Source organism: Marinomonas pollencensis, assembly GCF_003387375.1.
GTDB classification, from domain to species: domain Bacteria; phylum Pseudomonadota; class Gammaproteobacteria; order Pseudomonadales; family Marinomonadaceae; genus Marinomonas; species Marinomonas pollencensis.
Window position 1 is genome coordinate 171,801 of sequence record NZ_QUNG01000002.1, and the last position, 14,268, is coordinate 186,068.

The 14,268-nt window shown below is 45.4% G+C and carries 13 protein-coding genes; 8 read left to right on the top strand and 5 right to left on the bottom strand.

The features are described 5' to 3' along the window. Positions 1-247: 247 nt before the first annotated feature. Together DFP81_RS03710 and DFP81_RS18185 are read left to right on the top strand one after the other, a co-directional pair. On the top strand, positions 248-1,360 hold the full coding sequence (locus DFP81_RS03710; protein ID WP_115896419.1) for a Fic family protein: 1,113 nt from the start codon (positions 248-250) through the stop codon (positions 1,358-1,360). 89 nt (positions 1,361-1,449) lie between these two features. Then, entirely contained in the window at positions 1,450-1,611 is a 162-nt protein-coding gene (locus DFP81_RS18185) for a hypothetical protein (protein WP_181903033.1), read from the top strand. A gap of 101 nt (positions 1,612-1,712) precedes the next feature. Here DFP81_RS18185 and DFP81_RS03715 read toward each other — a convergent pair whose 3' ends face one another. Next, positions 1,713-2,009, bottom strand: a complete 297-nt coding sequence (locus DFP81_RS03715; RefSeq protein WP_220342804.1) for a hypothetical protein — start codon at positions 2,007-2,009, stop codon at positions 1,713-1,715. Between the two features lie 805 nt (positions 2,010-2,814). Here DFP81_RS03715 and DFP81_RS03725 point away from each other — a divergent pair. The 3 genes from DFP81_RS03725 (at position 2,815) to DFP81_RS03735 (ending at position 5,639) form a co-directional block, all read left to right on the top strand. Further along, entirely contained in the window at positions 2,815-3,744 is a 930-nt protein-coding gene (locus DFP81_RS03725; RefSeq protein WP_115896420.1) for a TIGR03571 family LLM class oxidoreductase, read from the top strand. 9 nt (positions 3,745-3,753) lie between these two features. Continuing rightward, a complete protein-coding gene (dkgB, locus tag DFP81_RS03730) occupies positions 3,754-4,581 on the top strand; it encodes a 2,5-didehydrogluconate reductase DkgB (protein ID WP_115896421.1) in 828 nt (275 codons plus the stop codon). Between the two features lie 110 nt (positions 4,582-4,691). Beyond that, positions 4,692-5,639 (top strand): alcohol dehydrogenase catalytic domain-containing protein, encoded by a 948-nt coding sequence (locus DFP81_RS03735; protein ID WP_115896422.1) that lies wholly within the window; start codon positions 4,692-4,694, stop codon positions 5,637-5,639. A 95-nt stretch (positions 5,640-5,734) separates the two neighbouring features. On the opposite strand, the gene DFP81_RS03740 is transcribed toward DFP81_RS03735, so the two are convergent. From DFP81_RS03740 to DFP81_RS03755, 4 genes are all read right to left on the bottom strand, one after another. Then, positions 5,735-7,012, bottom strand: coding sequence for a TRAP transporter large permease (locus tag DFP81_RS03740; RefSeq protein ID WP_115896423.1), 1,278 nt, complete (start codon positions 7,010-7,012; stop codon positions 5,735-5,737). Between the two features lie 10 nt (positions 7,013-7,022). After that, on the bottom strand, positions 7,023-7,547 hold the full coding sequence (locus tag DFP81_RS03745) for a TRAP transporter small permease (protein ID WP_181903034.1): 525 nt from the start codon (positions 7,545-7,547) through the stop codon (positions 7,023-7,025). Between the two features lie 65 nt (positions 7,548-7,612). After that, entirely contained in the window at positions 7,613-8,611 is a 999-nt protein-coding gene (locus tag DFP81_RS03750) for a TRAP transporter substrate-binding protein (RefSeq protein ID WP_115896425.1), read from the bottom strand. Between the two features lie 868 nt (positions 8,612-9,479). After that, positions 9,480-10,430: a LysR family transcriptional regulator gene (locus DFP81_RS03755; RefSeq protein WP_115896426.1), complete on the bottom strand. Its 951-nt coding sequence runs from the start codon at positions 10,428-10,430 to the stop codon at positions 9,480-9,482. Between the two features lie 271 nt (positions 10,431-10,701). Between DFP81_RS03755 and DFP81_RS03760 the strand changes: the two genes are divergently transcribed. From DFP81_RS03760 to DFP81_RS03770, 3 genes are all read left to right on the top strand, one after another. Further along, complete coding sequence (locus tag DFP81_RS03760) at positions 10,702-11,586, top strand: enoyl-CoA hydratase/isomerase family protein (RefSeq protein ID WP_245959076.1); 885 nt, start codon at positions 10,702-10,704, stop codon at positions 11,584-11,586. 161 nt (positions 11,587-11,747) lie between these two features. Beyond that, complete coding sequence (locus tag DFP81_RS03765) at positions 11,748-12,356, top strand: NAD(P)H-dependent oxidoreductase (protein WP_115896427.1); 609 nt, start codon at positions 11,748-11,750, stop codon at positions 12,354-12,356. Between the two features lies 1 nt (position 12,357). After that, positions 12,358-14,208 (top strand): monovalent cation:proton antiporter-2 (CPA2) family protein, encoded by a 1,851-nt coding sequence (locus tag DFP81_RS03770; RefSeq protein WP_115896428.1) that lies wholly within the window; start codon positions 12,358-12,360, stop codon positions 14,206-14,208. Positions 14,209-14,268 lie beyond the last annotated feature (60 nt).

Consider the following 14,268-nt stretch of genomic DNA (forward strand, 5'->3'; position numbering starts at 1 on the left):
ACATGTTCCTTGGACAGTGCGAAGCGCGAAGAGCATAGGTTTGGCATTGTTGATGGGGCTGCGCTAAGTCACTTACAGAAGAAGATGTGAGCGCGTTACTAGTAATGAGCTAGGGCAGGCATGGCAGCTTCGATTTTGAGTGATGCGAAAGTCTGTCTTATTCGAATCGCTAGTTGATGCGATTAGGTGTTGTATTCACATCATGATACGATTTGAATATGCAGTTATTTAAATCAAAGGCGACTATATGTGGATCTGGGAGCAAGAGAATTGGCCTAACTTTGTTTGGGATAAAAACGTCATTGAACCTAAGTTAAGAGACATTCGTTTTCGTCAAGGAATCTTGTTGGGCAAGATGTCGGGCCAGCCTAAAGACCAAAAGCAAAGTATGTTAGACACGCTATTGGCGAACATTATTCATTCGAGTGCCATTGAAGGTGAAAAACTGAATGCTTTTTCAGTTCGTTCGTCGTTGGCTAATAAGCTTGGTGTTTCTGAAGAAAAGCCATCTCCAACCAGTGAACGCACAGATGGCCTAGCAGAAATGATGCTAGACGCAGTGGAGAATTTAGACGCGCCACTCACACTTGAAAGAATATTGAATTGGCATAAACGACTGTTTCCTGAAGGTTATACCTTGTTCAATCCTGTGATGGGAGGACAGTTGCGCGGGGATGAGCCTATGCAGGTCGTGTCAGGTAGGATTGACAAACCAAGGGTACATTTTGAAGCGCCGAGCAGGGATGTACTTGAGACTGAACTAGAGGTGTTTATCCGCTGGTTCAATGATTCTCGTGAAGACCCAGCTTTAGACCCTTTACTTAGAGCTGCAATAACACACCTTTGGTTTGTGACTCTCCATCCTTTGGATGATGGCAATGGTAGGATCACTCGGTTAGTCACTGATTTAGCGCTGGCACAGGCCGAGCGTCAATCTGTCCGTTTTTATGCGATGTCAGTGGCGATACTTGCGAATCGTAACCGCTATTACGAAATATTAGAGCAATCACAGAAAGGTGATCTTGATATTACCGCCTGGCTTATGTGGTTTTTAAATACCTTAGGTGAAACCTTTACAAGCGTGCTGGAAGAGATTGGCCAAACGATTTTAAAAAACAACTTTTGGCTAAATATCGATCAAACTCAATTGTCTTTAGAACAAGTAAAAGTGCTCAATCGAATGCTTGATGGGGATTTTGACCAAGGTATTAATACTTCGCAATATCATAAAGTGGCGAAAGTGAGTAAGCCAACAGCTTCTCGCCATTTAGCGACTTTAGTGGCGCTAGGTTGCTTGGTAAAAAGTGACGCTGGAGGGCGGAGTACGAGGTATAAACTGGCACACTTCAAGTTACAATAGGTGTTGAGTTACTCACTGAATTATTTGTTTAACCCTTCTACCTCATTAGTTAGTGTTGCGCAGAAAGTAGACGACAAAGGAGCTGTACTATGAAAGTGGATTTTCGCCAAGTCAACTTTGCGCTTTGGTTAGCATTCATGACGAGTAGTTTTATTCCGTTTATTTTGGACTTTGCTTATCTTGTGGATCTAGAAAGGTTAGGTTGCCAACTGAAATTCTTGATAGCTCGTTTAGTTTCTCGGTTGTACTAGTTAAGAGCGATGCTTTTTCGCGTTTTCATACACTTATTTTTTCGCGTTTTCATACACTTATCGACGAATTAGTAAAGCAAGCACGAAGAGCAGCCCGGTTATTACCCCCCCGCACCTGTGCCAACCATAAAGGCGGCTTGACGGCCACGTCTGCGCGCTAGCTCGCCGACTGGCAAAATACACACGGCCATTCCTAGAACAAAAATGGTAATTGGTAATGTCGCCAGTAAAGGAGATGGAGAAAGCATGCTGCCAACAATAGCGCCAGTGGCATAAAGCACCACATTGTTCGCCCCAGAAAGCGCTTGCGCTAACACCAAACGCCATAAATTCGATGTCTTAAGGTGCTGATCAAAGGTTTCGGGCGCTTGCTCAGAGGTAAGATGGTTAGTGTTCACGCTTACTTCCTTGTATGTGATAAAGCCCGTAGGCCATGGTTTGATGTAACCAGTCTAATCAGAGTAGGCGATACCAACAAGCGAGAAGTTCGTGGCCGCGAGGAGAGCAAGCGTTTCTCGCGAACTGTCTTGGCTTAGCCCACCACAAAGCCAGATTTTAAAGGCATTTATTGTTGCTAATTCAACAAGTTCAGAGCAATAGACCTTCCAAAGGCCTGATCGAGACTCGAGGTGTCTCTCGGGCAAAGTCACATTTATCGCCCTGTGGTGAGGTCATTAGGGGTCAAAAGCTTTTCGTGTCCGAGAACTCTATGAGTGATAGCCAGTTGACGCTTTATCAGCATCAGAGTGTCGCAATGGCATTTTGTAACCGCTTTCTATTTTATCATTTTTAGCAAAGGTATTTTGTGATTAAGGCTATTTTTTGCAATTAAAAATAACGCAATACTCTGATCATCGAATGAACCAACTCTAGGTTAGCGCACTGAAGCAGTGATAGAGCGCATTAACGTATTCAGTTGAGAGGATAATCTAATGACTATTGCGTTATTAGCATTAACTTTGAATGGCAGAGAAATTTACGCCAAATGCGGTTGATGTGGTCCAGGGTTGAATATTGCGGCATTTAACATAGGGATTGCGTTAGGTTCCATTATTGGCGGCACCATTGTTGATGGTATGAGCTGTCAGATACCGCGTGGATAGGGGCTTTGATTACTTTAATTGCACTTATCGTCACACGCTAGAGCGGTCATTTAGATAACCGATCGCTCACCACAACAGAGAAGGTATAAGGTATTTTTGTATGACAACGCGAATTTCTGAAAAGGCAGCCAATGTGTTTGATAAATTGGCCCAGGGGGCATTTTCAATCGGTGTAGAGTTACCACTTGATAACGATTGGGCACGCTATGATAGCGCACAGGGGGCACCATTTGGGGTGCCAGATATGAGCAAACACCACGAGAGAATACAGCTGGCAGATCAGCTTGGCTTTAAAGCCGCATGGGTAAGAGATGTTCCTATTTATGACCCTAATTTCGGTGACGCGGCGCAAGTTTTTGAGACCTTTAGTTATTTAGGCTACTTAGCGGCAATAACGAAAAATATTTTGCTAGGTACTGCCGCCGTGGTGCTGCCATTGCGTCAACCCTGGTTGGTTAAAAAGGCCGCGGCCACGGTGCAAAAGTTGAGCAACAATCGTCTTATTCTTGGGGTGGCCAGTGGCGATAGACCGGTTGAATATCCTTTGTTTGATGTGGACTATGAAACCCGAGGCGAGAAATTTCGCCAATCCCTAAGCATTTTGCAAGAGGGGGAAGCCAGTTTATCTCATGGTATGGATTTATTGCCTGCGTCTCCTCAGCCACCCCTTTATGTGGCGGGTCTGGCTCAGCAAAGCCCCGAGTGGGTAGGTGAGCATATGGACGGTTGGTTGGCGTATCCAGGCACACCAAGAGACCATGTTCAGCGTGTTCAGCTGTGGCGCAATATTGCTGGCGATAAACCTTATGTTAGTTTTATCCACCTTAATTTATTAGCAAACGATGATGCTCCGATAACACGCCATCGCTTTGGTGTTGAAACCGGCGTGAAAGGTCTGATCAGTGAGCTTAACGCGATGCGTGAGGCCGGTGTTGATCACATTGGCTTGCATTTTCGCCGCAACAGCTTGTCTGTTGAAGAGACCATGCAGCGAATTGCCGACAAAGTATTACCACATTTTCATCAATAAGGAGGCCATATGGCAGAGCGAAAGCAAGTAATTAATACCATTCCACTACTGGGTGCTGGCACATTTCGTTTAAAGGACGACGATGCATACAAGAGCGTATCCATGGCGTTAGAGGTGGGGTTTCGTCACATAGACACGGCACAAATTTACGATAATGAAGCGGCGGTGGGGCGTGCCATAAAAGACAGTGGCGTGGCCCGTGATGCGCTTTTTGTAACAACCAAGGTATGGAACGAAAACCTCAATCAAGAGAAGTTCGTGACTAGCGTGAAGGAAAGCTTAACAAAGCTTCAGCTGGATTATGTCGATCTGCTATTGATCCACTGGCCATGCCCTGAAAACGGCGAAACCATGGCTGAGTATTTGGCTGAGCTGTTACGAGTAAAAGAAATGGGGCTGACGAAAGCGATTGGCATTTCAAACTTTACGGTTGCTCAAACAGAGCAGGCAGTGAGTATTTTAGGAGAGGGGGTCATCGCCACAAATCAGGTTGAGGTACACCCTTATCTTAACAATATAAAAGTGCGCCAAGCCTGTGCAAAGCATAATATTAAGGTGACAGGTTACATGCCTTTTGCTGTTGGTAAAGTGCTGAATGATGACACTATTTTGGCGATCGCAGAGAAGCATAAGGTGAGTGCGGCAGAAGTGGTCATCGCTTGGGAATTAGCCCATGGTTTGGTTACCATTCCGTCTTCTACTAAGCGTAAAAATCTTGAGACCAATTTGAAAGCGCTTGATTTAACGCTGGATGCTGAGGACATGGCAAAAATTGATGGATTAGATTGCGGTGATCGTCAAGCCGATCCTGATTTTGCCCCAGCTTGGGATGCCTAATTCTTTTATCTAATACTGTGCCCGCCTTATTGTGCTAATACTGTGCCCGCCTTATTGTGCTAATAAGTGCGGGCTTTTTGGTTGGATTTTACAAAATATTGGAAGCGAAGATGCAAGTAAATGTATGGCAGTTCGATAAAGCCGGCGCGCCTTTGGTGCGTTCATCAGCGCGCTTAGCGGCGCCGGGCGCCGGCAAGATAACCGTGCGTAATGAAGCCATCGGCATAAACCCTGTTGATTGGAAGTTTATTGAAAGCAACCCCCTTAACTGGCAGCAAGGCCATATTCCTGGGGTAGATGGTGCCGGTGTTGTGGTTGCCGTTGGCGAAGGGGTTGAAGAGCGTTGGTTGGGAAAGCGAGTGGCGTATCATCATAGTTTAATGCAGCAAGGGAGCTTTGCCGACCATACTCAAGTCTATGCCAATCGTGTGATGACCTTGCCTGAAGGTTTCGATTTTGCTTTAGCCGCGGCGTTACCTTGTCCTATGCTGACAGCCTGGCAAGCCTTCAGCAAGGTGCCCGTAAGAAGCGGCGCCAAAGTATTAGTGAACGGTATGGGGGCGGTCAATAAACTGCTTGTTCAAATGCTAGCGCAAGCAGGTTTTATCGTGCATGTGGTTTCAAGTAGCTTGACGCAACAGCAAGCAAAAGCCATAAAAGTCGAACGTATTTATCGTACTGAGCCCAGCGAAGGCCGCTTTTACGCAGTATTCGATGCCAATGGCTCAGATGCCGCTAAGAGACTGGTGCCGTTAATTGAAGCAAATGGACATATGGTGTGTATTTTAGGTCGTATCGATACCCCCATAGACGCACCTTTTACTCGAACCATTTCATACCATGAAGTGGCGTTAGGGGCGCTGCATGATTTTGGTGACTATGCTCAGTGGCAGCGACTGATTCAAGATGGTGAACGGTTTTTGGCTCAAATTAGTCACCAGGACGTGGTGGTAGAAGCGCCGCACAGCTTTGCTTTTAATGATGTAAACGAGGCACTGGACTTCTCAAAAACAGAAAAGCGCAAGGCGATTGTTGATTTAACTGATGGGGCTGAATAAGGTCTGTGAGTTTGTCGGGACGGCCCACTAAAAGCAGTGCTATTGCCGCTGCCTTTAGTGGGCCTATTGTGTTCATGATTTAGGGTTCGCTGACGCTAATAGGCGCCCGCTAACTTAGGGATAAAAAGAACCAGCTCAGGGAAGCTCATCACCAGTGCGACGACACCAATTAATAATGCAAGCCATGGCATAATCAGCGAGGCAAACATAGGCACGGACACCTTGGTGACCCGACAAAGGGTAAACATGACAATGCCAAGAGGGGGCGTGATAGTACCAATTGACATTATCAGTGCGAGAACCACGCCAAAGTGCACAGGGTCAATGCCAAAGTTTTGGAGTATCGGGATAACAACAGGGATCGTCATAGTGACAATGGCAATGGCTTCAATAAAGCAACCTAAGATCAAATAAAGTATGCCCAGTAATAGCAGCAAAGCCATTGGATTTGAGGTTAACTCAGTGAGAACACTTACGGCTGTCTGTGGGGCTTGTTGATAGGCTAGCGTCCATGAAAAAACCGACGCCATGGCCATGATCAATAGAATACCAGCAGATTCAACCACGGTTTCAACAATCAATTTCCAGCTGCTAACCAAGCTTAACCCTTGCTTTGATACAAGAGCGACAATCAAAGCATAAAAGGCCGCCACAGCACCAGATTCTGTTGCCGTAAACACCCCAGTGAGTATGCCCATGACTATCAAAAATGGGGTGATCAAAGCCGGCAAAGCATGCCATAAAGCAGTTCTAACATTTGCTAGACGAAAGGGAATGCGTTCTACTTTATGTTCTCTTCTAGCAAGAAAGGAAACCAACCCCATCATGGCAACAGCCATTAAAATCCCTGGCACAATCCCGCCTAAAAACAGTGCCCCAATAGAGGTGCCGGATGCAATGCCATAAACGATCATGATAATGCTGGGTGGAATAATAGGGCCAACGGTAGCAGAGGCCGCCGTCACACCGATGGCAAAGCGTTTGCTGTAACCTGCTTTTTCCATCGCTTTAACTTCAACGGCACCAAGTCCACCAGCGTCTGCAACGGCAGAGCCAGAAATTCCTGCAAACAAAAAAGACGCCATGATATTGGCGTGGCCTAAACCGCCGTACATCCAACCAACAATAGCTTTGCCTAGTTCCATAATTCGGTCAGTTGCGCCACTGGCATTCATCAGTTTGCCAGTAAGAATGAAGAAAGGTAGGGCGAGCAGAGTGTAGGAGTCGACTCCTTTGGTTGCCATTTGTACGTAACTTGCGAGGGGCACTTCTTCTACGATAAAGAAAATCGCAGAAGTGATGGCGAGCGCAAAGGCGACGGGTACGTCGATCAACATGAGCACAATCACGGCAATAATCATTAAAAAAAGCATATTGGATTCCTTATCTTGAATCGTCGTTAGCCGCTGGCGGCGTGTTGGTTAGCGCGTGTTGTAATGCACGACAATGCTGAAAGGCGTTGACCAGCGAATAGAAAATGATTAATGCCCCACCAGCAACGGCGGGTAAATAAAACAGAGCCCGTGAAAAACCTAAACTGGTAGAGTGATCAGGCATGGCGAGCTCAACAATAATGACGCCTTTCCAACAAAGCACCACGCCGACAGAGGCGATTAATAGGTTAACCACGCAGCGAAATGCATGTTTTAATGTATTTGGCAGTCGATTAATGAGTATGTCGACCGCGAGGTGACTTTCATCTCGGGTCGCCGCGGCCGCCGCTAGAAAGGTCAACCAGACGAGCAGCAATCTTGCCACTTCTTCTGTCCAGGTGGATGAGTTATCAAGGGCGTAGCGTCGAAATACTTGCAGCCATGACAGACTCAATATAACGATAAACATAGAACCTGCTAAGGTTTCGACCCCATGTTTATACAATAGTGTGAATATCTTAGAGGTTTGGCGCATAGTGATGCACTCCATTAGGTGTCGGCCCAGCAAGTGTTAGCTGGGCCTTCTGAGCAAAGAGAGGTTTAATTTGCAGCGGCTTGGATCTGGTCGAAAAGCGCTTGTCCCCAGATGCCCATCTTGGCTTTATAAACAGGCTGAACAGATTCTTCAAAGGCGGCAACGTCAACATCGACAAACTCAATGCCTTTACTTTGAATTTCATCACGTAAGGCTTTTTCACCATCAAGAATCAGTTGGGTATTCAGTTTCCCAGCGTCTTGGGCTGCCTCTACGACAATCTTTTGTAAATCATCAGGTAGGCGACTCAACCAGCGATTATTAATAATCACTACATTGGTGTACATATAATGTTGAGTTAACAAAACATGGCTGCCAAGTTCCACGAAGCCACCTTTTGTCATCCAGTTAAAAGGAAGCTCTACGGCATCTACAACCCCTGTTTTCATAGCGGCGTTGGCTTCAGGAAAAGCCAGCGGTACTGGGCTTGCCCCCATGCTTTTCCATAGATCGTTATAAAGAGGGACACCCGCTGGAACGCGGATTTTGATGCCGCTCATTTGCTGCGGTGTGGTCGCGGATTTCTTGGTTAATGTGTGGCGGGTACCTTGTTGCCAATTTGATGCAATAACTCGAACACCAGTATTGTTTTGATAAGCATCCCACAGTGTCTGTCCAACTGGGCCTGTCAGTACCTTATTCATATGATCTCTGTCTTTCCAGAGATAATACATATTAAGAATATCGAGCTTTTTAAGTTTGCCACTCATCACGGGAGTGCCAATATTGGCTGCCTGAATAGTGCCTAAGGCAACTTGGTCTTGAAGCTCGATTTCGCCGCCTAACTGGCCGCTGGGAAATACTTTTACGGTCACTTTGCCATCGCTACGCTGCTTAACCTGTTCAGCAAAGCTCTTTGTAGCCACTTCAACAGGATGACCAACTGGAGCAATAAGGCCAATTTTGATGGAGTAGTCAGAGGCAAGGGCAATGGATGGTATTGCGCAGCTGGTTGCTACCGCAATGGCGGCTTTTTGGGTGAATTTCGCTATCTTTTTGTTCATTTTTATTATTCTCCTAAATGGATAGGGTTCACTGGTCACAACAGAGCGACACTGTTTGCTTTGCGCGTAATGTCGGTTTGTTATTTTATGTTATTGTCCACACAAATTATCAGTTGGTTTTTTATATGTCCAGACAAAATAAATAAAGCGTCAAGATATTTCACAAAATCAGGGCTTTCTTGTTGATCCTGCATGATTTATTTGTCCGCATTATATTCTGCATCTAATCGAAGAAAATTATTGGGTATGTTGGGTCTGGCGCTACAAAGCCTGCTTTAGGGGCTCGCGGGATGGCGTTACTCAGTTATTATTGAAGTTCTCTGCTGGTGGAATAAAAGACAAAGAGTTCGTAACAGTGTACGGAGTCAGCACTCGTTTAATATTTGCTTCTCACCTAGGTTCAGCGTGAGACAAGGTGTCGTCAGCCACACGATGGCAAAGTTTGCGCAGCGTTTGGCTATTAAGGTTCGAGGTCGATACGGGGATACTCGCTGTTTTCACAGGCTGGGCAATATTTGCTTTGTCTTGCGCATCAAGTGATGTGGAATTTGACCAGCAACGAGTTTTGCCAGAACTTGCCCCTCTCAGGGTTCTGAGATAAGCAGCGAATGGGGAGGATGTTGTGTCAGGCTTGATCAGTATTTAAGCGTTTCTTGAGGCCTGTCCTACTGTTTTTTTTCTACTGTGGATGTTGAGCAAAAAACGCGTGTCCTTTTGATGCCCTAGCAGAAGTAGGGCAAAGGGCAGAAAGGGGGGCTAGCCAACTTGTTCCTTGTTTAGAAACCGTTAGTCAGCCATGTGATTTTTTTGAGTGAGGTGGTGCCTGGTTGTTGTGAGATGCTTAGTCGGCTTTCAGTGAGCGCAGTCACTACAGCTCCGGCCATTCCTCTTTGGTCACCAGTTTTGCCGCTATAAGCCTTTCTCTAAGAGATTGGATCTTAGCTTTCAGCTCATCCCGAATGAGTCGAATGGCAGGGGAGATCATCTGGCGGCTAGGCAATACTAACCACATTTCTGTGACCGGAATCTGGTAGTCGCTCATCACTCTTTGCAACCGTCCAGCTAATAAATCTTCAGCAACATCAATCACAGACTTCTTGGCAATGCCGACACCGTCTACACACCAGCGGCGGACAATATCACCATCGTTAACAGCGCGATTGCTCATGACTTTGACTTTGTGCCTAGTATCGCCTTGATAAAGCTCCCAATTATCGTGCATCACTTCATACAATTTATACAAAAGCGTGTTGTGTTTTGACAGTTGTTCTGGGGATTCAGGCGAGCCATGTCGAGCAATATAGTCAGGGGAAGCACATAAAAAATGAGGAATATTACAGATTTGAAAGCCGTATAAATTTAAATCTTGTACTGCGTTTTTGGTCATTGCTCGCAATGCAACGTCCACCCCATCTCGGTAGAAATCCACCCGACTATCACTCACATGCAGGCGCAAAGTAACGTCTTTATGCTCATCCATTAGCTGATTTAATAAAATACGCATTAGGTTGCGGCCCATTTCTGACGATACCGCGATCTTCACTTCGCCATTAATGCTTTTTTGTTCTTCATTTATCACCACTTGCCCATGCTGCAGTAGGTCTACTGCTTGCTGACAGATTGGCAAATAGCGCTCTCCTTCTAGGGTCAAACGAATACTGCGTGTGGTGCGCACAAAGAGTTGGGTTCCTAGGCATTGTTCTATACGTTTTAGTGCCATGCTGGCACTGGCGGTGCTCATATCCAATTGGTTTGCTGCAGCGGTAATGGATTGCATTTCTGCAATCTTAATCAGTACTTGTAAATCAGCAATTTTCATAACGTCCTCAAAAAGCAGTGATAGAAAACCAAAGAGGCTCTAATTTAATTCTGCATGAATAAATGGGTAACAGTGGCCAACTTGTTTGTGGCTGTTTGTTGTCTAGGGTCAATCTCAAGCAGAGGGATTTGTTAAGCATAGACTCATCATGACCAGACTATTATTAATTATAACTTAAAACTTAATGTTTAAATTGGGGAATAATAAAACAAATCAAAACTATATAGTATTTGCCTTACACATTTGGTGATCTTTTTAAGGCAAAAGCAGCATGTTTTTGTCACTTAATGACAATGGTGGAGAATTTATCATGAAATACGAAGGCTTTCAGACTTTCACGACAGAACAGGACAGCGGCATCCTAACGGTGACTTTCGATTTTGGTAGCGTCAATGTTCAAGGCCAAGAAATGTTGGCGGACCTTAATAGTTTAGCGATGCGACTAGAGCGTGACCGAAGCACTAAGGTGGTGGTTTTCCAATCTGCAAATCCAGAAATTTGGGTTTGTCATTATGACACCGAATTACTAAAAGATATGTCGACTGTTGCGGTATCTAGAGAAGACGCTCAATTACTCGATTTACAAGAAGTTTGTGAGCGTATCAGTAAGGTTCCCCAAGCAACGATTGCGAAGCTGGAAGGTTTTGCTCGTGGTGGCGGCCATGAATTGGCCTTGGCGATGGACATGCGTTTTGCCGCGCGTGGCAAATACAAATTCATGCAAATGGAAGTAGGCATGGGCATTTTGCCATGTGGTGGTGGGGCCTCACGCATGGCTCGTCAGACTGGCTTGGGGCGTGCACTTGAAATCATTTTGAGTGCTCGTGATTTTGATGCGGATGAAGCAGAAGCGTTTGGCACCATCAATAAGGCGTTAGAGCCAGATCAAATAGGGGAATACGTTGATACCTTGGCAAAACGAATTGCTCAATTTCCTGCTGAATCTATTAATGCTTGTAAGCGTGCCGTGTATGAATCAATTGATAAGCCGATCGAAGAGGCATTAAAAGCTGAGGCGTATTGGCTCTACCAAGCCACCAGCAAAACGCCAGCCATTAAACGTTTTGCTATCGCCGATGAGCAGCGTCTTGAAGATGACATTGAGAATCAACGTAACTGGAATGACTTGGTTATGAAGGTGCAAGAGATTAATTAATCTGTCTGCTCGCTGTGTGAACCGCTTACGCTTGTTAATCCGCTAAGCGGTTTGTTTTTAAATGCAACATTTTAATAAGGCCAAAGATATAGAAGACGATTTTCTATATCTGACCTTTAATCTGCAGCTTAACCGACAGGGCTAACTAGGTAATCATAGCAATGAAAAAAATCCTGATTAATTTCGCTCATCCCGCGAAGTCCCGTTCTAGTGTCAATAAAGCGCTGCGTAACGCGGTGGTAGGGCTAGAAGGCGTTACCGTGAATGACCTTTATCAAACCTATCCTGATTTTATGATCGATGTAGAGCGAGAGAAAAAGCTATGCGAAGAACACGATGTCATTATTTTTCAGCACCCGCTTTATTGGTATTCGACACCTTCTATCGTTAAAGAATGGTTTGATTTGGTGCTGGAGCACGATTGGGCTTATGGCTCTAAGGGAACAGCATTAGAGGGTAAACTTTTTTTTCAAGTGATCAGCACTGGAGCGGATGGAGATAGCTATCAAAAAGAGGGGTTTAATGAGTTTACCTTAACCGAGTTAAGTGCACCGTTTCGAGCAACCGCAAAGTTATGCAAACTGGTTTGGTTGCCACCCTTTGCCATAACCGGTGTGCATGGAGGACTTCCTAGCGCGGAAATTCTGCGACATGGAGAAAATTATCAAAGAACCATTATTGCTCTTCGCGATGAACGAGTAGACATAGAGCAAGCCAAACGACTTGAGTTGCTCAATATAGATCTTAATCAGTTAATTGGGAGCGAATAATATGGACGCTTTTTTATTGCAGTTTTTTATTTTTCTAGTGGCCGCAGCGGTGGCTGTGCCATTCGCAAAAAAACTGGGGCTGGGTTCAGTGCTGGGTTATTTAATGGCGGGGATTGTGATTGGGCCATTTGGTGCGTCCTTGATACACGATGTCGAAGCCATCATGCATTTCACCGAGTTTGGCGTGGTAATGATGTTGTTTCTGGTCGGTTTAGAGCTAAAGCCATCGCTGCTATGGCAATTGAAAACGTCCATTATTGGTTTTGGTGGCTCCCAGGTGATTGTCACCAGCTTGATCATAACCGCCATTGCGGCCGCTTATTTACCATGGCAACAAGCCTTAGCAATAGGGCTAATTCTGTCTTTATCTTCGACTGCCATTGTACTGCAAACCTTACAGGAAAAAGGTCAGATGAAAACGGAAGCTGGTCAGTCCGTGTTTGCTGTCTTGCTGTTTCAAGATCTGGCGGTTATTCCGATGTTGGCGATTATTCCATTGTTAGCCACGTTACCGAGCGTGTCCCTTGATCATCATGATAGTGGTGTTTTCGACCTGCATGCGCTGCCTGAATATCTACAGTTTATGTGCACAGTAGGAGCGGTTGTTCTGGTATTGGCAATTGGTAAATACGCGGGTCAGCCGATGTTTCGTATTATTGCACGTACCGGGGTAAGAGAGATTTTTGTTGCTGCCGCCTTAGCCTTAGTGATAGGCAGCTCATTGTTGATGTTGGCGGTCGGTTTATCGCCTGCGCTAGGCGCTTTTTTAGCCGGAGTCGTGTTGGCGGACAGTGAATTCAGGCATGAACTGGAAAGCGATATAGAGCCATTTAAAGGCTTATTACTAGGCATCTTTTTTATTTCCATTGGTGCCAGTTTGAATTTTCCTCTGATTGGCGAGAACGTGACGCTCATTATTGGAATGACGGTCGGTTTGATTGCCATAAAAGGTTTAGTGCTGATACTCATCGGCAAGGTTTTCAGTATTAGCAGTAAAGAGCGTTCCTTGTTTGCCGTTGCTTTAGCACAAGGTGGAGAGTTCGCATTTGTCTTGTTTCAACTGACCAAAAACACGGGTGTATTGCCCGTTAGTATTATCGAACCCCTGATTTCTGCGGTGGCTATTTCGATGTTTCTCGCGCCTTTGATGTTTGTATTACACGATAAACTAACGCGATCTACTTTTGAGGAGGAAGCGTCACAGGATGAGGATGTGATTCAAAAAGGAGACCATAAAGTGATCGTGGCAGGGTTTGGTCAGCTGGGTGTGGATATTGGCCGTTTTCTTTTGTCGGCGGGCATTAAACCCGTGATACTGGATTATGATTCGAATAATGTCGCTGTGCTGCGCAAACTCGGTATAGAAGTATACTATGGCGATGCTACGCGCCTCGACCTGCTGGAGTCTGCCGGAGCGGCTGACGCCGAGTTGTTAGTCGTCACTTTTAGTAATACGGAATCTGCTAAACATTTGATTGAGTTGGCAGCTAAACATTATCCTCAGCTGAAAATAGTGGTGAATGCGAAAGACAGGGAAGCGGCTTTTGAACTGATGGATATCGGAGCTGATAATATTTATCGTGAGACTTTTGACAGTGCACTGAGTATTGGTCAGTCAGCAATGATGCAGTTGGGCGTTGACCCTTATGAAGCCCATAGGTTGAAGCAAATTTTTAGAAAGAAAGACATGCAGATGATGCCTGAGCTCTATAAACAACGCTGTGAAGAAGAAAGTTATATTTCTTTATATAAGCAACACCATGCCCAGTTGGAAGCGTTAATGAAACTGGGGAGTAATGAGGGACTCGCGGCGGCCAGCAAAGCCTGGGCAGTAAAGAACCCGGATCATTGATTATTTGGCAAAAAGCGAAAATGAACGCAAAGAGGGTTAACCAATGCTTTGGTTAACCCT